This window comes from Colwellia sp. BRX10-3, from assembly GCF_014077505.1.
Classification (GTDB): Bacteria; Pseudomonadota; Gammaproteobacteria; order Enterobacterales; family Alteromonadaceae; genus Cognaticolwellia.
Map to the genome: position 1 here is coordinate 83,819 of NZ_JACGWA010000010.1, position 22,146 is coordinate 105,964.

Here is a 22,146-nt window from a genome sequence, read left to right on the forward strand (position 1 = left end):
TCTGCAGACCTGATAAATTGACAAAAAAAAGACAACTGCTTTGCTTTCATAAGCACAGTTGCCTTAATATTTTTATAGTAACTATTTTATTTTGAGTTAATATCTACTCTGCAAGTTCTTTTAATACTTCATCTTTTAACTCAAACCAAAGTTTACCTGACTCAACACCGTATTTTCTAACCGCATAAACCGACTCGTCAAACTGGTTAGCTTCAGCTAATTCAATCAGCTTTTTATAATATGTTCGTGTTATTTCTCGACCACGAGGATGAGCAAAATATAAACTACCTAAGCGTGAGTACAAACCTCGAAAGCCGTTCAAAATTAATAAGTAAATAGAGTTACCTGAGGCAACGACTAATTCTTTATTGAGTTTGTAATCAAATTCAGCAAAAGCTTCGCCAGTATCTTCAACATCTTCAATAGCTGACAATAACTCGATAGTCTTTTCTGGATTGTTTTTAATCGCACCACGAACATATATCGCACTAATATTGGTGCGCGCCGACAGTAGATTTTCAACTAAGTCAGGAATACCTTCTTGATCAAGCTGCGCTAATGTTTCAAGAATGTTAAGGCTGGATGTTTCCCAAAAGTTATTAACTTTTGTTGGCTTACCATGTTTTATGGTCAACCATCCGTCGCGTGCTAAGCGCTGAAGCACTTCTCTTAATGTAGTTCTTGTGACGCCAATAAGTTCTGATAATTCACGTTCAGCGGGTAAAATAGTACCCGGTGGAAATCCACCATTCCAAATAGATTCAACAATATACTGCTCGGCAAATCCTGCTGGACTGTGCGCTTTTATAACCATGGGGATCCACATCACTTAGAGTTAACTTTAATTGAAACTGATTGTACCAGAACATCCAATTGACACAAGCGCAATAGAATTGATACAGGTTTTGACTAGCGCCACTTAAATCGAGAATTCGAGGCAGGTTGAGAATTTTTATATTAAAAATTGAACTGTAAATTACAGCTAGCATGGTTTAAGGCGCTGATTCACCTATATGTAAGTATGATTAGTTAAGGGCGTTTCTAAGGTAGTGTGCACTTATTACTGCCCTGTATGGGCAATGTACTATATAAAAACTTTAATTGAGTTCGTTTTTGCTATGTTAAGACTTTTACAAGCTCAATCAGATCTAATCATCTTTGTCGTCTTATCCGACAAAACGGACATTAGCATTAACATCTTATCAAACTGTTTGCAGTGTTAAGAATACCTAGACCTACCTTTATCCTGACCGTCGCCAAACCGTTCATAGATACTTTTAATCAAAACGATAGCTCATCCTACAAACATAATCTTTTTATATTTCAGGTTCATTTTCGCCATATTTTAGGTGCTTTGAGATAAAGTGAATTCACATAGAAACACTCAATTTCTGACTGCCACTATGCACTTAAGTTTCAAAATTATAGATTGTTAATGTCATTAAGCTTCCCTCACAAGGTAATTTAGTTATTCTATAAAGAGTGCAGCAATATCTCTGGTAATTTGAGTAGGTGAATTGCAGTCACAATTAGTTAGTCCAATAACATAAACATTTAGACTTGGAATATAAACACCCATTGATTTGAAGCCAAATATACTGCCACCATGCTCTCTTATTGGTACACCGCTAAGATCTTTTAAATGCCAGCCATAACCATAAGAAATTGACTCGCCATTATTTGTCGTATACTTGGTAAAGGCCATCTCTATTGTGCTTTGTTTTACCAGTAAGTTTTGACCAATAGCTTGTTGCCAGATTAACAGATCATCTGCCGTCGACATTAATGAGCCAGATGAATACGGGATACTTAAACTCACCATCATCCTGTTAGTGTACTGTTCTTTGTTATGGTAGCCGTAAGCCCTATTATTTATTACTTCTCTATCATTTGCGTATCTAGAGTTTTTCATTCCAATCGCTTTAAATATGTGTTCCTCTACAAAATATTCATATGTTTCAGAAGAAACTAGTTCAATAATATGGCCTAAAAGTGCATATCCCGAGTTGTTATATTTAAATTTATCTCCAGGGTTAAAATCTACAGGTGAATTTTTGAAGAAATCTACCAATTCTTGAGGAGAGTGATCCTTTTTTGCAATGGCCCATAACGCTTTCATTTTTGTATAATCTTTAATACCAGATGTATGGGTTAAAAGGTGGTGCAAAGTAATGTTTTCACCGTTCGGGTAATAAGGTAAATACTTAGCAACCTTGTCATTTACATCCAGTTTTTCTTGTTCGTGTAATATCAATATGCATAGTGCTGTAAACTGTTTAGTCATTGAGCCTATCTGAAATACACTATCAGATTTCATATTCACATCTAACTCAATGTTAGCTTTACCAAATGCTTTTCTATACATAGGTATGCCATCTTTCGCTACTAAGAAAACAGCACCAGTATCGTTAGGCTGAAACTTATCAATCAGTAAACTATCTATTCTCTTTACTAATTCATTAGTGCTTGCAACCGAGGTACCATGCAACAAAATTACGGTAGTGATAATAAGTGCTATCTTAAAAATGTATTTTGAAATCATTATTTATTCTCTTTAATTAAAATTGATATGACACCTAATTAGATGCCAAAATAATTAAATTTAGATGCAAAATATTTTAAATTTTATTTTTTGTTTTTATTAATTCAAACAAAATAAATCGGATAGAGTTTGTGCTGCTAAGTAATTAGGCAGATGTAATAATAATTTAAATAAAAATATTATCTTGCATCTAAATCTGATTATCATCGTATCTAAGTAATATAGAAATTAATGTGAACTTAAAGAAAGTGAGAAAAATATGTCTGATTTATGGATACCAATTACAGGTGTTATTTGTTTAACCATTATGGTAATTGTTAATGTTATTTCCAGCAGCAAAAATAAAAAAGAAGTTCAACTAACGATTCGCCAGTTATTAGATAAAGGTGAAAATATCACTCCTGAGTTACTAGAAAAACTAGGAACATTTAAATCACAAAAAATTATCGACTTACGACGTGGTTTAGCATTGGCAGGTATAGGGTTAGCATGTGTTTTTTCGGGATTTATCGTTGATGAAATACGTATTGGACTTGCGATTGGTATTTTTCCTTTATTGTTAGGGGCTGCCTTTATCCTTTGTTGGAAAACAAACCAAGACGCAGAATAAATTACAATGGTAGATGACAACACACTTATTGCACGAATTATCAGCAATGGTGATCAACATGCTTATGCTACGCTTATCAAAAAGTACCAAGGGCCAATACGCCAGTTTCTTCGTCGATTGACTACTGGAGAACAAGCAACTGCGGATGATATAGCACAAGAGGCTTTTTTAAGAATTTATCAAAAGCTCGATACTTTTTTAGGCCAATCTTCTTTTAGTACTTGGGCACATAAAATTGCCTATAATTGCTTTTTAAAATATAAGCAAAAAGCTTATCACCAATATGAAATTGATGGCTTTGATTTTTCTATTCTCGAAGCTGAAATTGAAGATATAGAAAGGGACTTGATAATAGAACGCTTAATGAATTGTTTAGATATTGCTGAGCGGACTTGTGTTACTTTATCTGTTAGTGCAGGCATGAGTCACCAAGAAATATCGACAATAACTAAATTTCCTTTGGGTACGGTAAAATCACATATCAACCGAGGAAAGCAGAAGTTAATAGATAAGATTAATCAAAAACTATAAGTTGATATTTAAATGTAAAGTATCTACAAAAAAGATATAAGGATGCACCATGAATACTAACGATGATTCATTTTTAAATTCGTTATTACAATACCATACACGCTTAGTTGATCAGCATTTTGTTGATAATATTATTAACAATATAAAAGCAAAAAATAAGTTTCGGTTAAAGGTTATGGCTGTGGCAATGTTTTTAGCATGCTCATTGGCTATTCCTTTGATAGGCAGCATAACTGAAGAGTTTTCTTTATTTAATGCTTTTACGTCATTATCACCTTATATCATTACTTCTTTCTTACTTTCGATGGTGGGGTTTTCTGCTTGGTTAACCAATGAAAACTTTTAAAAATTAGGTTTTTGTAATTAGCCGGAAGTAAAGAAATTGTTTAAAATTATTTTACAAGGGTCATAATCGTTCTAGGTGACGATTTAAGTTTCGTAAAAGTTGAATTTGAAAGATATAAATAAGTGAATGGCAGTTTTAGGCTTTGAGTTAACGTTTAAGAACCGAATATGAATAACAGCTATGATATTAAATCTGTCTCATAGGTTAGCCAAAAATTTGGGATATATATTTCCCTAAATATGATCATGATTTCAACAAAACTAATATCTGCTCAATAAAGTCAGTGGCGTTTCATTTCTGAATGCTGACTTTTGTGACAATATTAAAATTGAATTCAAAGCTAAAAGCGACATCCATCACTCTGACTCAATGCCAACTTTGTTCAATCTGTTCCCGTTAATACTCTTGAAAAATAAACGACACCAGAAAAATTGATGCCGTTTAAATAAAATAGACCTTATCTATCCCATAGATAATCTGTATGAGAAGTACAAATTTCAGTCAATTCTTTGGCTTCAGCAGGACCTTGGTCGCCATACATTGTTTCGAGGATATGCGCTCTTGTTTTCATCAAGTCTGTATAATTAGCAGCCGACATTGTGAACAGCCGACGATATTTACCACCAACTTGATGGGACAACCAACCCCAAGATGATAATTTACCTTTACCTATATTGGCATTATATATTGGCGCCATTACCGTTTTGATAATCTCATCGGCACGCTCTTCTTTTGACATATCACAAATTTCATAGACAGAGATAGAAGCTTCAGCTGCCTGCACAGTCTGATTACCGCTTTCTAGCTTCCAAATATAGTCATCATGTGAATTACAGGTTGCACCAAAGACATCATTAGGATCGACCTTAGCAGCTTCCAACATTTCACCTATCTTATCTTGCGCCGTAAGTAACTCTCCCATACTCGAAGCAGTATTAACCGTCACTCTACGCCACTGACCACCAGTATGATGTTTTAAATATGACCAGCTTTTGATCAGTTTATTAGCTACAGCTTTCTCGTAAACTGGTGCCCACTCTTTTTCAACAATAGCGTCTACATCTTTCTGTTTAGTGGTATCGCATTTAAAATATGTTGCATAGACATAGGTATCGCCCTCCTCTTTATCTTTAGCCTGAAGGCTTGTAGTTTGAACCAAGAGAAGTGCAAGACTTAACATAAATAGCTTTTTCATAGTAAATTCCTTCTTATTTAATATTTATAGTGTGTCGTTATTAAAGTAGGAGAGAATTTTTAACATCACAAGAATAATGTTCATTTATTAACCAACTTATGAGTTTTACTAGATTATTGAGTGACATTGTCTACCTAAAGTAAACATCTCACTCTCAGCTTCACAAAAACTCAATGACCGCTTCAGCTCAAAGCAGCCGTTGCCTGTTGTTTTAATAAAAAGCCGTTCATGCATTAGCACGGAGATTAGGTATATAGCGTCAACTAACACTTTGGATTAGATTTGGTGTCCGTTAAAGCGGGGGAAGATCAACTGACGATTACAATTTTTCTAAGTTGCCCCTAAATTTTACATTAATAGAACTTGGCTAAGTATCCATACATATTTAAGTGATGAGTCTGTAGCTTTTAATGTAATTATTCTAATTCAATAATTAAATATAATGTCTTTCGGGCTGTTTCAATATACAACTGGTTAATGAGACATATTTACAATGGCTAAATTTACGCTTAAACTCATCAACGCATTAAATTTATAAACAATAATAAAAAAAAGAACAATAACACTAACCCAAGCCCATAATTTTTTCAAAAGGTTCATTATGCAGCAATCATTCATGAATGCGTTTTATAAAAACTTTCTCGGCAATTCGCCAGAATGGTACAAACTCGCAATAATTACATTCTTAGTCATAAACCCAGTATTATTTTTTGCTGTAGATCCCTATGTTGCGGGCTGGGCATTGGTTATTGAATTTATATTTACCTTAGCAATGGCACTTAAATGTTATCCATTACAGCCGGGCGGATTATTGGCGATTGAAGCAGTTGCTATAGGCATGACAAGTCCTAATCAAGTCATGCATGAAATGATTTTAAACTTTGAAGTCATTTTATTATTAATATTCATGGTTGCCGGCATTTACTTTATGAAGAGTTTATTACTGTTTTTGTTTACCAAAATAGTAACTAAAGTACGTTCTAAAGTGATGGTGTCATTACTATTCTGTTTTTCTGGCGCGTTCTTATCAGCTTTCTTAGATGCCTTAACGGTTATCGCCGTTATTATCAGTGTAGCTATAGGTTTTTACTCTGTTTATCATAAGGTGGCTTCAGGCAAAGAAGTACTAGTTGATCACGATCACGACCATACTACTGACAACGAATTAGCTGAATATTCACGTGCAGATTTAGAACAGTTTCGAGGCTATTTACGTAACCTAATGATGCATGCTGGTGTTGGTACTGCTTTAGGGGGTGTTTGTACAATCGTAGGCGAACCACAAAACTTAGTTATTGGTCAACAAGCTGGCTGGGAATTTGTTGAATTTGCCATCCGTATGTCACCTGTAACAATTCCTGTGTTTTTTGCTGGTATGCTGACTTGTGTACTTTTAGAAAAAGTAAAATGGTTTGGCTACGGTGTAGCTTTACCCGACAATGTTTACAATATCTTAAATGAGTATGATATTGCTCAAAGCGCAAAACGCAATAAACTAGATAATGCAAAGCTTGTTATCCAAGGTGCAATTGCTGTTTGGTTAATTGTTGGTTTAGCACTGCATTTAGCGCCTGTTGGTATCATTGGTTTATCGGTAATAATTCTTGCCACAGCATTTACCGGTGTGACTGAAGAGCACCAAATTGGTCATGCTTTTGAAGAAGCATTACCTTTTACCGCTTTACTTGCCGTATTTTTTGCCGTTGTGGCCGTCATTGTTGATCAATCATTGTTTACTCCTGTAATTACCTGGGTATTAACCTTTGAAGGTAACATGCAACTTGTTATGTTCTATCTAGCAAATGGCTTTTTGTCTATGGTCAGTGACAACGTTTTCGTTGGTACGGTATACATAACAGAAATCACAAAAGCGTTAGCTGCTGGACAAATAACTCGTGACCAATTTGACCTACTGGCTGTTGCAATTAACACAGGTACTAACTTACCAAGTGTTGCTACACCAAATGGCCAAGCTGCTTTCTTATTCTTATTAACTTCAGCATTAGCACCGTTAATTCGCTTATCTTATGGGCGTATGGTTATTATGGCTCTGCCATATACGATTGTATTAACGATTGTAGGTTTACTGGCAATTTCTACCGGTCAACTGACAAAATATACTGAAATTTTTTATGAGAATAATATTATTCAGCATCATAGTGCAGGTCCAGCAATTAAAGCACCTGGTGGTCACTAAGTATTTGCTCAAATTATAAGCTGATATAAAATCTAACAAAAGCGCCCTTGTGGCGCTTTTTGATTATTGTTAGCATTCTTAGCAATTCCAAAAAAAATCATCCTAAACGGATTAACAACAACCCAGTCATAGGTATCATTTCGTGAACTTTTTAAGTCAATTATCTTTAAATCAACGAGCTTGGCAATTGCTCGCTGTTAGTGCCTTATGTTTTGAATTAATCGCATTATATTTTCAATACTTTATGGGACTTGAACCCTGCATTATGTGCATTTATCAACGCACCGCAATATGGGGGATATTTTTAGCGGGTGTTATTGGCGCCTTGGGTTGCCAAAACGTATTGTTGCGAATTGTCGCTTATGGCTTATGGGCCACAGGCGCCATTTGGGGGTTCATCATTGCTTTAGAACATGTTGACATGCAATCTTCAACCATGTCGTTTTTATTTAGTTGTGAGTTTATTCCAAACTTCCCTACTTGGGCGCCATTGCACCAATGGCTTCCTGCTTTGTTCGAAGCGACCGGTGACTGTGGGGATATTAAATGGCAATTCTTGGGTTTTACTATGCCACAAGTAATGCTAGTTATATTTGGCATTTATAGTGCAGCATTCGCCAGTATTTTATTGACACGTTTGCTCAAAGAAAAGATGCTTTAATCGCGAACGCTAATCGACTAAATTTGTTCTTTACATAAAAATAAGCGGCATATTCCGCTTATTTAAACTCGCTTTCTATTGAGATTAAATCAATAACAGATAACAAGTAATACCCACTAAGCAGGCAATAATAAAGCTAAGCAAGGCCCCTTCTCTGACCATATCTTTAATTTCAATCTCACCCGTGCCGTAAGCAATAGCATTAGGTGCTGTAGCTACTGGTAACATAAAGGCACAACTAGCGCATATAGCCGCAGGGATCATTAATACTTTAGGATCATAACCTGAGGCAATAGCCGCCGCAGCTAAAATAGGCATTAGTAAGGTTGCCGTTGCTGTGTTACTGGTTATTTCTGTTAGATATGTAACCACCAAACAAATAGTAATAATCATGATAATTGCAGGTAAGTTAGCGAATGACGCAAGCCACTGACCCAATAAATCACTCAAACCTGACGCAACAAAACCTTTAGCTAACGCGATACCGCCAGCAAAAAGCAGTAACATACCCCAGGGAATGGTTTTGGCGCTGTCCCAATCTAATAAACGCGAACCTTTACCATTAGGCACTATAAACATTAGCACTACAGCAAATAAGGCAACAGTGCTATCGCCTGCTATTTCAACATTTAAAACGCCACTCCAACCACCAAAGGGCTCTGAGCGTGTTATCCATGCGAGTGCTGTTAACCCAAACACCCATAATGTGCGAGTTTCTTCCGCCCGCCATGGTCCTAAAACAGGCAAATGTACTTCTTGTTCAAGTTTGACATTTCTGGTTAGCCAAAAGGCAATAATTGGAATAGCAAGAACGACAATAGGTACGCCAATTTTCATCCATTCTAAAAAGCCAAACTCAATGCCGGTTTGCTCTTCGTAAATGCCCATAAAAATTACGTTAGGCGGCGTACCAATTGGGGTACCAACACCGCCAACACTTGCGGCATAAGCAATTCCAAGAATTAAAGCCACTTTAAGATTTTGATTATCAATATGTTTTAGAATAGCCAAGGCAATGGGTAGCATAATTAAGGTTGTTGCAGTGTTGGATATCCACATGCTTAAAAATGCACTGGCTAACATAAAGCCCAACACCATACGACGTCCACTTTTAACGCCAACCAAGCGCACCATATAAACAGCTAAACGCTCGTGCGCGCCACTTTTTTCAATGGCTTTTGACAGCATAAATGCGCCCATTAATAGTAAAATTACGTGACTACCAAGGGCTGATGCGACCGTTTTATGATCAACAACGCCAAACAGTGGTAACAAGGCAAAAGGGACTAATGATGTTGCAGGGATAGGTAATGCTTCGGTAATCCACCAAATAACAGTTAATAACGTTATAGCCGCTGCGATAGCAGCTTTACTCTCCAAACCAATGGCTTGCAAAACAAAGTAAAAGCATACAGCTAAAACAGGCGCTACCGGAATGAATAGCTGTCTAGTTAATTTCATAAATTTACCCAATATTTTTATTATTATTTGAATCTAAATTATTATTTATTACTATTATATTTGTTATTAAAGTTTGCAGCTTTTTAATCAACGGTTTACAAAATCAGCTAAAATTTAACGATAACTCTTAATCAATTTGCTCGCTTGTTGCCACGCTAAATTTTCACTAAGCGTTGACCAGTTATTATTTTTATCTGGCATTTTCAATAGTTTTTTAAGCCTTTCACCGCCGACTAACGAGGTTGAAATATTGGCATTATCGAGCACATCAACGCAGCCATCTCTGTTGTTACATAGCAATAGCATATCGCAACCTGCAGCTTGTGCCGCTTCAGCGCGTTCAATATAACCACCAACACTGGCTGCACCCTGCATTGATAAATCATCACTAAAAATTACGCCATTAAACCCGAGTTGTTCTCTTAAAATATTTTGTAGCCAATAGTGAGAAAAACCAACCGCTTGGCTGTCAACATCAGGAAAAATAACGTGTGCAGGCATCAAAGCATCAACTTTACCTTTACCTATTAGTTGTTTAAATGGCGTTAAATCTTGCTGGAAAATTTCTGCTCTTGAACGTGTATCTATTGGTAGATCAATATGAGAATCGGCTTTAACACTGCCATGCCCTGGAAAATGTTTTCCAGTTGCTTTCATACCAACTTGATGCAAACCATTAATAAAAGCTTCGGCTAATTCGCTAACATAATCAGGTTGTTGATGAAAAGCGCGATCACCAATAACATCGCTAATGTTATTAATATCGAGTACTGGCGCAAAACTGATATCAATGTCAACCGCCTGCACTTCCAATGCCATTAATATTGCACTTTGTTTGGCAAGTTCTTTGGCTAAAGTGATATTCTGCGCTGACATTTGCCATAATTTACCCATAGCCGGGATCAACGAAAAACCATCACGAAAACGTTGTACACGTCCACCTTCATGATCAACGGCTATTAAAATAGGCTTGTTTGCCGCGACTCTAATTTGCTGACTTAAATCGGCAATTTGTTCTGGTGATTGATAATTGCGAGTAAAAAAAATTAAGCCACCAACGAGTGGATGTTGAAGAATTTCTTTATCTTCTTGAGACAATGATGTGCCTTGCACATCAAGCATGACTGGACCCATAACAACACTTTCAAAAATTAAGATGTCGCTACTCTACCTAAATAACGCCAATAAACAAAGATGCTTAGGCTATTTACTGTTAATAATTTAGGAAATTGGCATTAGGCTTTTAACGATTTCGAACTACATTACTGAAATATAGAAGCATGATAATAGTAGTATGTAATATTTAGCGTTATCTTATTAGTAAATAACACTAAATATCAAGTAATTAACTTCTGATAGCTACCGGCATCGGTGCACCAACACCTGCAGCAACATAAGGAATAACATTACGGATAACGTCTGAAATTTGCAAATCACGTTCGAAATCACTTTTAGCAATATCGATTAAAGCGTCACTTGAAGACATAGTAAAAACGACTGTACCCATGGTGAAATGTAAACGCCAAAACATCTCTTCAGCACTTAGCTGTGGATAAGCTTTTTGTACTGCTAAAACAAAATTATCAATAACACCTGGGTATTGAGTAGTTAAAAACCAACGTAAAAAACCTTGGCTGTCAGTATAACCTCGACCTAAAAGCTGCAAAAAGTTACTGGTACCGTTATTTTTAAAATCGTTTAATGATAATAGCGGATCGATAAAAGCAGAAAACACCTCAATTAGACTGGGTGAATCTTGCTCACAAACTTGCGTTAAAGCTATTTCTAAACGCGGCGATAACTCGTTCATATAACGAGACATCACGGCTTTAATTAATTCTTTTTTCGAACCAAAATGATAATTAACAGCCGCTAAGTTAACTTCAGCCTGACTGGTTATTTCACGTAGAGAGGTGCCGTTAAAACCCTTATCTGCAAACAAACTCTCTGCTGCATCTAATATTTTATTCTTCGTACTCATAGTTAAATAACGCCGTAGTATTAGTTAGTTCAACAAATTAATACAAGCAGTTTAAACAAGCGTTTAAAATAACGCAACTAGGATTAACGTTTGGCTATATAATAGGTAAAAAAATAAAACCAAAAAACCGGCGAGCAACAACTATATTACAAACTGTTACTGGTTAAGCAAAGTAATAAAAGCAACAATACACTTATGCTAATATTCCAATAATGACTGTTTTCCTTGTGGCATTTATTCATTGCCTTTGGTTTTCTGTAAAATTATACATACTCATTTTTATTGCTGAGTCGTTATTATATCAAATCCCCCCGCTTCCTTGGTTACAAACTATTACAGAAAAAGCACAGTTAAAAACACCTAATGTAGCTATTATATTTAGGCGTCTCTTGAAGAGATTTTTGAAGCGCAAATTTCATACTTTCCCTAGTATATTTTATATAATGGCTCAGCATCCCTTTCGCTGAGCTTTTTTTTGTCTAAAATTTGTTAATCCTCCTATTTATTAACTTTCCAACAAATCCAACACCGCCAATACTATTGCCAATATACTAATCTCAATCTACACTAGCCAAGACCTTATATTAAGTTGACTAAGGCGCAAATTAAGCGCTAATAAAAACAAAAACGGATACTTATGAAACCAACATTTAAATTAACTACAGCAGCTATCTTAGTAGCAACAAGCCTAAGTGCTTGTAATGGTGACAACACAGTAAAAAATGACGTTAAACCAGCAAGCGTGGCGAGCAAGGTATTAACGATGCAAGATGCAGAAAAATTTTTAGCCGCTACTGAAATTGAATTAGTGCAACTTAACACTGAAGGCAGTCGTGCGGCTTGGATAAATTCAAACTTTATTACTGAAGATACCTCAGCGCTTGCCGCTGCTGCCGATCAAAAATCGACTGAAGCCGGTGTAAGATTTGCCATGCAAGCCGCTAAGTTTGACTCTGTTGATGTAAACGTAGATCAACGTCGAAAGCTCAATATATTAAAACAAAGTTTAGTGATGCCCGCACCGCAAGATTCTGTAAAATCGGCAGAGTTAGCGAAAATTGGTGCTGAATTAAATAGCATGTATGGCAAAGGAAATTACACCACTGAGTCAGGTAAAACTTTAAGTTTAGGCCAGATGACTGCAACAATGGCAACCTCACGTGATTACGATGAGTTGTTAGAAATGTGGCAAGGTTGGCGAACGATCAGTCCTGACATGAAGCCATTATATATGCGCCAAGCCGAACTGGGTAACGAAGGTGCACAAGGTTTAGGTTATGCAGATCTGGGCGCAATGTGGCGTTCTAATTACGATATGTCGGCAGATGATTTTGCTAAAGAACTAGACCGTTTATGGGGACAAGTTAAACCTTTATACGATGATCTACATTGTTATGTACGTACTGAATTAGGCAAAACTTACGGCGAAGATAAAGTACCACAAGACCAACCTATTCCAGCACATTTACTTGGTAACATGTGGGCACAATCGTGGGGCAATATTTATGACTTAGTCGCACCAGAAAATGCCGATCCTGGTTATGATGTTACCAAACAACTTGCCACTAATAATTACGATGAAATTAAAATGGTAAAAGGCGCTGAAAGCTTTTTCACCTCGCTTGGCTTTGAAGCATTACCTGAAACATTTTGGCAGCGCTCTTTATTTACCAAGCCTGCCGACCGAGATGTGGTATGTCATGCTTCAGCATGGGACCTAAATGCCAAAGATGATATTCGCATTAAAATGTGTATCCAAAAAACCGGTGAAGATTTTTCGGTTATTCATCACGAACTAGGTCATAATTTTTATCAACGTGCTTACCAAAACCAGCCAGTTTATTATCAAAACAGTGCTAACGACGGCTTTCACGAAGCCATTGGCGACACTATTGCCTTATCAGTTACGCCTAAGTATTTAAAAGAGATTGGTTTAATTAATACCATTCCTGATGAGTCGAAAGACATTGGCTTATTAATGAAAATGGCCTTGGATAAGGTTGCTTTTATTCCATTTGGTTTAATGGTTGATCAATGGCGTTGGAAAGTTTATTCCGGTGAAGTTAGCCCTGAAAACTATAATACAGCTTGGTGGGAATTACGTGAAAAATACCAAGGAGTAACCGCCCCGATTGATCGTGACACTAATGCTTTTGATCCTGGCGCAAAATACCATGTACCCGCAGGCGTGCCTTATTCACGTTATTTTTTAGCACACATTCAGCAATTTGAATTCCATCGTGCTTTATGTGAAATTTCAGGTAATACCGACCCTATTCATCGTTGTTCTATTTATAACAACAAAGATGCTGGAGCCGCATTAAATACCGTGCTTGAAATGGGTTCAAGCCAACCATGGCAACAAGCCTATAAGGTATTAACGGGTAATGAGCAAATGGATGCAACCGCTATCCTTGATTATTTTGCCCCGCTACACACTTGGTTAAAAGACAAAAACCAAGGTAAGCAGTGTGGCTTTTAACTTTTAGTTAGCTCTAAAAAAGCCGTTGAATTTTATAATTTAACGGCTTTTTTTTATCTGTATTTATATGTGATTCTAGTAAAAAAGTGACTTTTAGTTGAATACTAGATGCAATACAGTGGCTCACTTTATATCTTAAGGTCATGAGTTTTATTAAATATCTTGAGTTGGCATAGCGTTAATCTTTTAAAGAAATATAATCTGCGGCTCGTTCCTCTAATATTCTACAGTTATTATAATCAAATTTTCTGCATTTCCTCCGAACAAAGCCTTTTAAAATTTTCTGCTGATATTAAGGATAATTCACATTTATACACTGTTAACATTTGATCAGATTATTATCTATTTACACTAAATTATGGTTTTATTCACAGGAAATAAAAAAGTCAAACATCTTAACCCATTGTAATTAAATATTTTTAATATTATGGCTTCATCTTTGCTATATTAACTCTATAAGAAGTTCTAACAAAATATAAATATAAGCAAAGGAGTGACACATGTCAGTAATTCTTGAAGATCGTCCAATCGAACAAGTGCGAGAAGAAACAATAGATCAATTAATATTTAACTATAGTCATGGGGTTATTTCTGCCGAAGCTTTCGAGCGCCGCCTAGATGATGCGATGGGAAGTGATTCTCACCAAGAGATTATCGATCTCGTTGCTGATTTAACCTTAAAAGCAGACACTAAATACAATAATAATAAAGAACATCAATTTACCCCTAGCTACAGTAATGCAGACACTGACGACAGCTTAAACCTGAAGAGTATCTTAGGTAATGTTGAACGTAGCGGACAATGGAATGTGCCAAAAACCATCACGGTAAATAGCATTTTGGGCGAAGCAGTACTCGACTTTACCGATGCTGTTTTTCAACATCAACACGTGACCATTAAATTGAACTGTATTTTAGGAGGTAATAAAATTTACGTGCCTGAAAATATAAATGTTGTTTGTAAAACCTATGGCATTATCAGTAGTATAGAAAATAAAGCCCCTTCAATGGCGACGAAGCAAGCCCCTATTATTACCATAGAAGGTAAAGTTATATTGGGGTCATTAAGTGTTTCGATTAAAAGAACGATTAAAGAAAAGTTTATCGTATTTGCAAACAACCTAAAGTCAGCGTTTGACGGCGATAAATAATTTTCACGCTTTCCGTTTTATTTATAAGTCTCATTTAAAACTGTAAGACATTGCAAGCTTAAAAGCCGCTTTGGAGCTGCTTGAGTGTTTTATATAGATAAAAGCCAAACAGTAATGTTTGGCTTTTGCGTGTTGAATTGTTCAATTGTTCAATTGTTGAATTGTTCAATTGTTGAAACAGTTAAAACTAACTAGTTACAACAAACCAAACGCCGACATCAAACTTCGCCCGCCCAATAACAAAGTAATAAAAATAACACCTGCAGCTGCGATGTTCTGCCATACGTTATTACGATGCACACCTAGTACCTTTGTATTCATTATCCATAACAGAAAAATACTAATTAACGGTAAAAGAATGCCGTTTGCTACCTGGGCAAACCAAATAACAGCAACAGGTTTAAAACCAGCGCTACTAACCACAACGCCAATAACTAGAATAATAATCCAAGTTAGTCTAAAGCCAAAGGCATTAAGGTTTTTATCTAAATTTAAAATGCCACTTAGCGCGAAGGCAGCGGCTAAAGGGGCTGTGATCGCAGATGATATACCAGCGGCAAACAGACCAAGACCAAGAAGTAGGCTTGCTGAATCACCAAATAACGGCTGCAGCACAGGTGCAATATCGGCAGCACTTTGCAAGCTTATCTGCTTGCCAAAAAATGCGGAGGCGGCAGTTGAAAGTATAGCAACTGATATCAAAGCTCCAAGCGGAATTGAGACAAATAAGTCTTTCCTTGCTGTGGAAATGTCTTTAACTGATTGCCATTTTTTACTTGCCGTTGATGTATGCAAAAATAAATTATATGGCACTACCGTAGTACCAATGAGTGCAATAACGGTTAGCGTTGCGCCTGTAGGTAATTCAAAGGCAAAAAAACTGGTCATTAACAGCTGCCATTGAGGTTCGCTTAAAAAAAATGTCACGATAAATGCAACGCTCATCAAGCCAACTAAAAGTACTAAAGCTCTTTCAATTATCTTGTAACTTCCGGTAATAAGTAAAGCAAACGCACAAAGGCCAATGAATAACGGAAATAAAGTATTGGCAAAAGTAACTTCCCAACCAAGCTGTTCTGTAACACTTATTAAACCTAAGCTTGCACCTGAAATATTGCCACTTTGGTAGGCTCCATTGCCTACAACAATCGCACTAACAACAAGCATAACAACACAAACCTTAATAAAGGGATGCTTTATAGCCTGTCGAATGTTTTCACCCAAGCCTTGCTGACTAACAATACCCAGCCTTGCCGCCATTTCTTGCAAAACTAAGGTAGCTACCATGGCAAAGAGTAATGCCCACACTAAAGATAAACCGTAATTTGCTCCTGCCATTGATGCAGTAATTATCGTCCCTGGGCCTATAAATGCTGCCGTAACGAGAAATGCCGGCCCTATTTTTGGAAGCTTCATATTTACATACCTTGTTATTTTTATTTATCGGTAATGACTTAACCCCATCATACCTATTCATAATTTGAAAAACACTATGGTGTGGTTAACTCGTTGTATTGATACAAAACCGATTAACTTAATCATACTTATTTTAATGATTTCTCTAGTCGCTTCTTATAATTTTGATTAAACTACAGCAATTAACAGTTAGAAGCCTATCGTTATGGAAAAATATCAGGAATTATTAATCGCTTTACGAAAAGTTATTCGTGCGATTGATTTACATTCAAAACATCTTAATAAAACATCGGGTTTAACCAGTCCGCAATTATTAATTATGTTAGAAATAGATAAAGCGTCTGGCATAAACTCGAGTCAAGTCGCGAAAATAGTTAATTTAAGCCCCGCAACAGTAACTAATATTATTGATCGGTTAGAAAATAAAAACTTAATTTCAAGAGTACGAGATACACAAGACAAACGTAAAGTGAGCTTATATTTAACCGATGACGGAAAAGCAATTTTGCTGAAGGCGCCGCAAGCATTACAAGAACATTTCATTGAAAAATTCTCTAACCTGGCGCAATGGGAGCAATCTCAGTTATTGTCTTCAATGGAAAGATTATCAGAAATGATGGATGCGGACGAAATTGATGCCGCACCTTTATTGGAGTTACATGCGATGAGCGCCAGTAGTATAAATAAAACTGACGCTACCAAGGGTTAACGCAACAAGTGTAAAAAGTGTAAATGCTTATGGTATTGATCAATAACATTATTGATCACTGCCGTTTTTGACCAGCCCATAATGTCATAGTCTTGGCCACCCTCAACTAGATGCACTTCTGCTCGATAATAACTATGTTCATCTTCATCGGCTTCATTCACATAATCTGGCTGTGAATGTTTTCGAGCAAGTACCCGATAAACAAACTTTTGCTCTTCGCCGTGATCAACAATTAAGCTCAACCCATCTTCGTGTGAAACAACAACACTGATTTGATTCTTTTGTAACTCTTCAGCTACAGATTCAAACGCAGGTACAATAGTCTGACTAATAAATTTATTAACATTGCTTTTGTTTGGGTAATCAACAATGTTTTTTAACCGCACTTGCCAACTATCATTGTTTTCATTACCTGCATGAGGAACGGCTGATATTAACTGGCTTTCTTGCTTAAAAGCTTCAACCCTTAGCGCTTTAATCAAGCCAACAATGGCAAGCAGTAGCACCACTGCAAAAGGTAAAGCACTAGCAATAGTCATGGTTTGCAGCGCATTAAGCCCCCCTGCTAACAATAAAATTGCAGCAACTAAGCCTATGCCGATAGCCCAATAAACACGCTGCCATAACGGGGTATTATTACTACCGTGTGAACAAAGCATATCAACTACCATTGCGCCAGAATCACAAGAGGTGACAAAAAATATCACAATCATCAACACACTAAAGAAAGACAGTAATGTCGATAATGGGAAGTTTTCTAGAAAAACAAATAAGGCTACTGACGAGTCTTTACTAACCATCTCGCCTAATTCTACAACCCCTTGGTTATGCACTAAATCAATGGCACTATTACCAAAAATAGTCATCCAAAATAAAGTAAATACGGTCGGAATTAGCATTACCCCGATAATGAATTCTCGAATCGTACGACCACGAGATATTCTAGCAATGAACAAGCCAACGAAAGGTGCCCACGCAAGCCACCAACCCCAGTAGAATATAGTCCAACCGCCTATCCATCCTGTTTTCTTGTAAGCAAACAAATTAAAGGTGTTATGTACTATATCGGCTAAATAGTCACCAATATTTTGCAAGTAAGCTTGTAATAAAAATACCGTAGGACCAAGCACAAAAATCAGTATTAATAAAATAACAGCCAAAATCATGTTAGTTTCAGAGAGTATTTTAATACCCTTATCTAAACCGGTTGCAACCGATATAACCGCTAGCCCTATTATGCCAATCATTATTATTATTTGATTAGTCGTAGAAACATCAATACCAAACAAATAACCGAAACCGGCATTAACCTGTGAAGCGCCTAATCCTAATGAAGTAGCCACACCAAAAACAGTACTAACCACTGCAAAAACATCAACTAAATGCCCTGGCCATTGATAAATTCTGTCACCAATTAAAGGATACAAAGCTGAACGTAAGGTTAAGGGTAAATTATGACGGTAACTAAAATAGGCTAACACCAAGGCAACAATGGCGTAGATAGCCCATGCATGAAGTCCCCAGTGAAAAAATGTCATTTTCATCGCTTCTTGAACCGCAGCGATCGTACCAACTTCTGCCGTAGGGGGAGATAAATAGTGCATCAGAGGTTCTGCTACACCAAAAAACATTAAGCCGATCCCCATTCCTGCGGCAAACAGCATAGAAAGCCAAGTCAGCATAGAATAGTCAGGGGTCGCATGATCAGGCCCTAAACGAATATCCCCGTAACGTGAGAATCCTAAAAAGATAACAAAAAAGAAGATAAATGCGACGGTGAGCACATAAAACCAACTGCCGTTGTCGATAATGCTTGTTTGAATTACGCTAAACAAGCTTTGAGCCTGTTTGGGCAATGCTACTGTATATAGTAAAAGAGCAATAATGATAACTGATGCGCTAACGAACACTTTTTTATTTAATTGACTCTTGGCGGATAAAGACAAAGCCTTCCCCTAAATTTAATTTGTATTGATATTATATCTTGTTAATCAAGGTGTAAATAGTCACTTATGTAAACAATCGCCCGTCTAACGCGATTCTTTGATAAAAGGCTATTTATTATGTTTTTGAAAAAAATCGTATATTTTGTTATCATACTGCAAAAGCCTAAAATTAGTTAGAGCTCTAACAGTCTCAATAGTTAGAACTCTAAACGTATTTGGCCGTTCAACAATAAAACTCTAAGGGAAACCAATATGAAATTTACTAAGCTGCACTGTGCCGTGTTAACAGCGCTAGCAGCATCTGGCTCTTTATATGCCGAAGAAACAAAGACGAAAGCATCAATAGAGACTATTGAAGTTACCGCTACTAAACGTTCTGAATCAATTCAAGACATTCCAGTTACTGTCACTGCATTAACAGGTGATAGCTTAGAGAAGCTTGGCGTTTCTAATTTTGACCAATACGTAGAATTTTTACCAAACGTAGTTTTCCAAGGCACCGGCCCTGGTCAAAATGAAATATATATTCGCGGCGCGGCAACTACGCAAACCAATATTTCGGTTTCATCAGTTCAAGCATTACAACCTTCTGTTGCTTTTTATCTAGACGAACAACCTGTTTCAATGCAAGGTCGTAACTTAGATATTTATGCAACTGACGTTGAACGTATAGAAGTATTACCAGGGCCACAAGGCACACTTTTTGGTGCTAGCTCACAATCAGGCACGGTTCGTTTAATTACCAACAAGCCAACACATGATGGTTTCGCTGCAGGTTTTGATACCAGCACAAGCTCTACAAAGGGCGGCGATATGAGTAACTCTGTCGAAGCTTACTTTAATATGTCTTTAAGTGACTCACTTGCTGTGCGCGTTGTTGCCTATAATGATCATCAAGGCGGTTGGATTGATAATAAATTAAACGATCCTAGCAATGGTGGTTACACCGGTAGTGCTGTCGTTATTGATAGAATTTCAGCTAATTTCGCTAAGTTAGCCGATCCTGAGAATACTTCGGTTACCATTCCACAAAATGATGTCTTAGTTGAAGATAATTTTAACACCGCTAATTACTCTGGTGCACGTTTTGGCTTATCTTACTTAATTAATAATGAGTGGGATTTATTAGTTCAACATACGCAACAGTCTCTCGATACTGAAGGTGTGTTTTCTTATGATCCAAACCTTGAGGGTGAAACATCAACAAACCGTTTTACACCAGAAAACAATAATGATGACTTTGGTTTAACCACATGGACATTAGAAGGTCGTCTTGAGCACCTTACCCTTGTTTATACCGGTGGTTATTTAGACCGAGATATTAATTCAACTATTGATTACACAGGTTATACCAATGGTGGTCAGTTCTCTGCTTATTACGTTTGTAACTATGCAAGTGCACCTGAAGCACAAGAGTGTTTTGACCCTACTAAATTTTACAAAGAAGAAACCAGTAGCTCTCGTACAACTCATGAGCTTCGTTTCAATACCGCTGCTGAAAACCGCTGGCGTGTAACTGCTGGTGTATTTTATGATACGCAAGAACTATCAACAGTTGGCCAATTTAAAATTGCTAATACAGAGCTTTTTCCTAATTTAGCCAGAGAGCTTGCCGGTACTGAAGGCATAAACAGTAATGGCGGTCCTTTTTCTTCTGAAGTGAGCTTCGTTAACGATGTAACTCATACGATAGATCAAATCGCCTTATTTGGTCAGTTTGAATATGACATTACCGACACTGTTACGGCAAGTTTTGGTGCACGTTGGTATCAAATTGATGACATTTATAAAGGTGCAACTACAACAGCTGATGTTAGTGGTAGATTAAAAGCCTTTGGTGACGGCAGTGATGCTGCATTAACTGAGTTTTTTGGTGCTGACGAAGCAGCAGCAATTCAAGCCGCTATTGCCAGTGGTCAATTAGAGACAAGCTTACTTGATAGTAATGGTAAGTTAACCGTTGATGATACTATCATCAAAACTTCAATTGATTGGCAAGTGAATGACGATATGATGGTGTTTGCATCATACTCAGAAGGTTTTAGACCGCCGGTTACCAACCGTGTAGGTGGTGGTTCTGCTGCGAATCAAGAAGGTGCCTTTGAGGGTTTCCGTATTCCAGTGTACTCAACGACTGATAGCTTAGACAACATAGAGTTAGGATTTAAATCTACATTGTTTGATCAATCACTTCGCTTCAATGCTACGGCTTATTATTCAAAAATATCTGATCTACAAACATCACGATATGACCCAACTAATATCAGTTTCTTAGTATTCACTGATAACGTTGGTGATGCAGAAATTAAAGGTATTGATGGTGACTTTAGTTGGGTAGCAACTGATAACTTAGTTATCTCTGGTGCCTTTAGCTTGATAGATACCGAGTTAACGTCAGTTAATGCTCAGCTTGACGGTATTGCTCCTTCAGCAGGTAGCAGATTACCGTATTCAGCTAAGTTTTCAGGTAATTTACAAGCTCAATATTTCTATCCAATTGCACAAGATATGACAGGTTATATCAACGGTTCAATCAGTTATACCGGCGAAAGACTTGCTGGTATGACAATGGATGCTTATATGATCGAAGATGCCACTAATTTAATTTATGGTACAGGTTCTGGTTTAAGTATTGAAAAAGAATCTGACGTTTATTCAGGTGTTAACTATCAAGACACTAATGGCGAAACCTTTGCCGGTGGTCGTTATGTGCAAGATAGTTATGTTTTGGCTAACATAAGCTTTGGTGTAACAAACGACGAATGGAAAGCTGAGCTTTTCATCGACAACTTAACTGATAAAAGTGCAATATTATATGTTGATACTCAACAGTATACGCCAAAAGTTGTTTCTAATAGACCTCGTACAATTGGCTTTAGATTTTCGTACGACTTTTATTAAGCTGTAATCGAAATCTA

General features: G+C 36.8%; 17 protein-coding genes. 9 read left to right on the forward strand and 8 right to left on the reverse strand.

Features of this window, described 5'->3' with window-relative positions:
- Positions 1 to 103: 103 nt before the first annotated feature.
- Complete coding sequence (gene fadR / locus H4J38_RS13765) at positions 104 to 814, reverse strand: fatty acid metabolism transcriptional regulator FadR (RefSeq protein ID WP_182132478.1); 711 nt, start codon at positions 812 to 814, stop codon at positions 104 to 106.
- A gap of 654 nt (positions 815 to 1,468) precedes the next feature.
- Positions 1,469 to 2,542 carry a serine hydrolase gene (locus H4J38_RS13770; protein ID WP_182132480.1) on the reverse strand — a complete coding sequence of 358 codons (1,074 nt, stop codon included), beginning with the start codon at positions 2,540 to 2,542 and terminating at the stop codon, positions 1,469 to 1,471.
- A gap of 259 nt (positions 2,543 to 2,801) precedes the next feature.
- Here H4J38_RS13770 and H4J38_RS13775 point away from each other — a divergent pair, with 259 nt between their 5' ends.
- From H4J38_RS13775 to H4J38_RS13785, 3 genes are read left to right on the forward strand one after another with little or no spacing between them, the layout of a single operon-like run.
- Positions 2,802 to 3,152, forward strand: coding sequence for a DUF6249 domain-containing protein (locus tag H4J38_RS13775; protein ID WP_182132482.1), 351 nt, complete (start codon positions 2,802 to 2,804; stop codon positions 3,150 to 3,152).
- Between the two features lie 6 nt (positions 3,153 to 3,158).
- Entirely contained in the window at positions 3,159 to 3,683 is a 525-nt protein-coding gene (locus tag H4J38_RS13780; RefSeq protein ID WP_182132484.1) for an RNA polymerase sigma factor, read from the forward strand.
- 49 nt (positions 3,684 to 3,732) lie between these two features.
- A complete protein-coding gene (locus H4J38_RS13785; protein ID WP_182132486.1) occupies positions 3,733 to 4,029 on the forward strand; it encodes a hypothetical protein in 297 nt (98 codons plus the stop codon).
- Between the two features lie 457 nt (positions 4,030 to 4,486).
- On the opposite strand, the gene H4J38_RS13790 is transcribed toward H4J38_RS13785, so the two are convergent.
- Entirely contained in the window at positions 4,487 to 5,224 is a 738-nt protein-coding gene (locus H4J38_RS13790) for a hypothetical protein (RefSeq protein ID WP_182132488.1), read from the reverse strand.
- Positions 5,225 to 5,825: 601 nt separating this feature from the next.
- Here H4J38_RS13790 and nhaB point away from each other — a divergent pair.
- Positions 5,826 to 7,421 carry a sodium/proton antiporter NhaB gene (gene nhaB, locus H4J38_RS13795; RefSeq protein WP_182132490.1) on the forward strand — a complete coding sequence of 532 codons (1,596 nt, stop codon included), beginning with the start codon at positions 5,826 to 5,828 and terminating at the stop codon, positions 7,419 to 7,421.
- Between the two features lie 142 nt (positions 7,422 to 7,563).
- Complete coding sequence (gene dsbB, locus H4J38_RS13800; protein ID WP_182132492.1) at positions 7,564 to 8,082, forward strand: disulfide bond formation protein DsbB; 519 nt, start codon at positions 7,564 to 7,566, stop codon at positions 8,080 to 8,082.
- Positions 8,083 to 8,166: 84 nt separating this feature from the next.
- Here the strand turns inward: dsbB and H4J38_RS13805 are convergent, their stop codons facing one another.
- The 3 genes from H4J38_RS13805 to H4J38_RS13815 all read right to left on the reverse strand — a co-directional run bounded on the left by H4J38_RS13805 (position 8,167) and on the right by H4J38_RS13815 (position 11,524).
- The gene (locus H4J38_RS13805) at positions 8,167 to 9,543 is read right to left on the reverse strand and encodes a DASS family sodium-coupled anion symporter (protein ID WP_182132494.1); all 1,377 of its coding nucleotides are present in this window, start codon (positions 9,541 to 9,543) and stop codon (positions 8,167 to 8,169) included.
- A gap of 114 nt (positions 9,544 to 9,657) precedes the next feature.
- The gene (gene nagZ, locus H4J38_RS13810; protein WP_182132496.1) at positions 9,658 to 10,677 is read right to left on the reverse strand and encodes a beta-N-acetylhexosaminidase; all 1,020 of its coding nucleotides are present in this window, start codon (positions 10,675 to 10,677) and stop codon (positions 9,658 to 9,660) included.
- A gap of 211 nt (positions 10,678 to 10,888) precedes the next feature.
- Positions 10,889 to 11,524 (reverse strand): TetR/AcrR family transcriptional regulator, encoded by a 636-nt coding sequence (locus tag H4J38_RS13815; RefSeq protein ID WP_182132498.1) that lies wholly within the window; start codon positions 11,522 to 11,524, stop codon positions 10,889 to 10,891.
- Positions 11,525 to 12,161: 637 nt separating this feature from the next.
- Here H4J38_RS13815 and H4J38_RS13820 point away from each other — a divergent pair.
- Positions 12,162 to 14,006: a M2 family metallopeptidase gene (locus tag H4J38_RS13820; RefSeq protein ID WP_182132500.1), complete on the forward strand. Its 1,845-nt coding sequence runs from the start codon at positions 12,162 to 12,164 to the stop codon at positions 14,004 to 14,006.
- Between the two features lie 500 nt (positions 14,007 to 14,506).
- On the forward strand, positions 14,507 to 15,157 hold the full coding sequence (locus tag H4J38_RS13825; RefSeq protein WP_182132501.1) for a LiaF domain-containing protein: 651 nt from the start codon (positions 14,507 to 14,509) through the stop codon (positions 15,155 to 15,157).
- Positions 15,158 to 15,352: 195 nt separating this feature from the next.
- On the opposite strand, the gene H4J38_RS13830 is transcribed toward H4J38_RS13825, so the two are convergent.
- A complete protein-coding gene (locus tag H4J38_RS13830) occupies positions 15,353 to 16,573 on the reverse strand; it encodes an Nramp family divalent metal transporter (protein WP_182132503.1) in 1,221 nt (406 codons plus the stop codon).
- 205 nt (positions 16,574 to 16,778) lie between these two features.
- Here H4J38_RS13830 and H4J38_RS13835 point away from each other — a divergent pair, with 205 nt between their 5' ends.
- Positions 16,779 to 17,282 (forward strand): MarR family winged helix-turn-helix transcriptional regulator, encoded by a 504-nt coding sequence (locus H4J38_RS13835; RefSeq protein ID WP_182132505.1) that lies wholly within the window; start codon positions 16,779 to 16,781, stop codon positions 17,280 to 17,282.
- On the opposite strand, the gene H4J38_RS13840 is transcribed toward H4J38_RS13835, so the two are convergent.
- Positions 17,279 to 19,228, reverse strand: coding sequence for a choline BCCT transporter BetT (locus H4J38_RS13840; RefSeq protein ID WP_182132507.1), 1,950 nt, complete (start codon positions 19,226 to 19,228; stop codon positions 17,279 to 17,281). The two genes, H4J38_RS13835 and H4J38_RS13840, sit on opposite strands and share 4 nt — an antisense overlap.
- A gap of 252 nt (positions 19,229 to 19,480) precedes the next feature.
- Between H4J38_RS13840 and H4J38_RS13845 the strand changes: the two genes are divergently transcribed.
- Positions 19,481 to 22,129 carry a TonB-dependent receptor gene (locus H4J38_RS13845; protein ID WP_182132509.1) on the forward strand — a complete coding sequence of 883 codons (2,649 nt, stop codon included), beginning with the start codon at positions 19,481 to 19,483 and terminating at the stop codon, positions 22,127 to 22,129.
- Positions 22,130 to 22,146 lie beyond the last annotated feature (17 nt).

Bases quoted from the DNA above. Each gene is read 5' to 3' on its own strand.
- fadR (WP_182132478.1), bottom strand. From the start codon at position 814: ATGGTTATAAAAGCGCACAGTCCAGCAGGATTTGCCGAGCAGTATATT.
- H4J38_RS13770 (WP_182132480.1), bottom strand. From the start codon at position 2,542: ATGATTTCAAAATACATTTTTAAGATAGCACTTATTATCACTACCGTA.
- H4J38_RS13775 (WP_182132482.1), top strand. From the start codon at position 2,802: ATGTCTGATTTATGGATACCAATTACAGGTGTTATTTGTTTAACCATT.
- H4J38_RS13780 (WP_182132484.1), top strand. From the start codon at position 3,159: ATGGTAGATGACAACACACTTATTGCACGAATTATCAGCAATGGTGAT.
- H4J38_RS13785 (WP_182132486.1), top strand. From the start codon at position 3,733: ATGAATACTAACGATGATTCATTTTTAAATTCGTTATTACAATACCAT.
- H4J38_RS13790 (WP_182132488.1), bottom strand. From the start codon at position 5,224: ATGAAAAAGCTATTTATGTTAAGTCTTGCACTTCTCTTGGTTCAAACT.
- nhaB (WP_182132490.1), top strand. From the start codon at position 5,826: ATGCAGCAATCATTCATGAATGCGTTTTATAAAAACTTTCTCGGCAAT.
- H4J38_RS13805 (WP_182132494.1), bottom strand. From the start codon at position 9,543: ATGAAATTAACTAGACAGCTATTCATTCCGGTAGCGCCTGTTTTAGCT.
- nagZ (WP_182132496.1), bottom strand. From the start codon at position 10,677: ATGGGTCCAGTCATGCTTGATGTGCAAGGCACATCATTGTCTCAAGAA.
- H4J38_RS13815 (WP_182132498.1), bottom strand. From the start codon at position 11,524: ATGAGTACGAAGAATAAAATATTAGATGCAGCAGAGAGTTTGTTTGCA.
- H4J38_RS13820 (WP_182132500.1), top strand. From the start codon at position 12,162: ATGAAACCAACATTTAAATTAACTACAGCAGCTATCTTAGTAGCAACA.
- H4J38_RS13825 (WP_182132501.1), top strand. From the start codon at position 14,507: ATGTCAGTAATTCTTGAAGATCGTCCAATCGAACAAGTGCGAGAAGAA.
- H4J38_RS13830 (WP_182132503.1), bottom strand. From the start codon at position 16,573: ATGAAGCTTCCAAAAATAGGGCCGGCATTTCTCGTTACGGCAGCATTT.
- H4J38_RS13835 (WP_182132505.1), top strand. From the start codon at position 16,779: ATGGAAAAATATCAGGAATTATTAATCGCTTTACGAAAAGTTATTCGT.
- H4J38_RS13845 (WP_182132509.1), top strand. From the start codon at position 19,481: ATGAAATTTACTAAGCTGCACTGTGCCGTGTTAACAGCGCTAGCAGCA.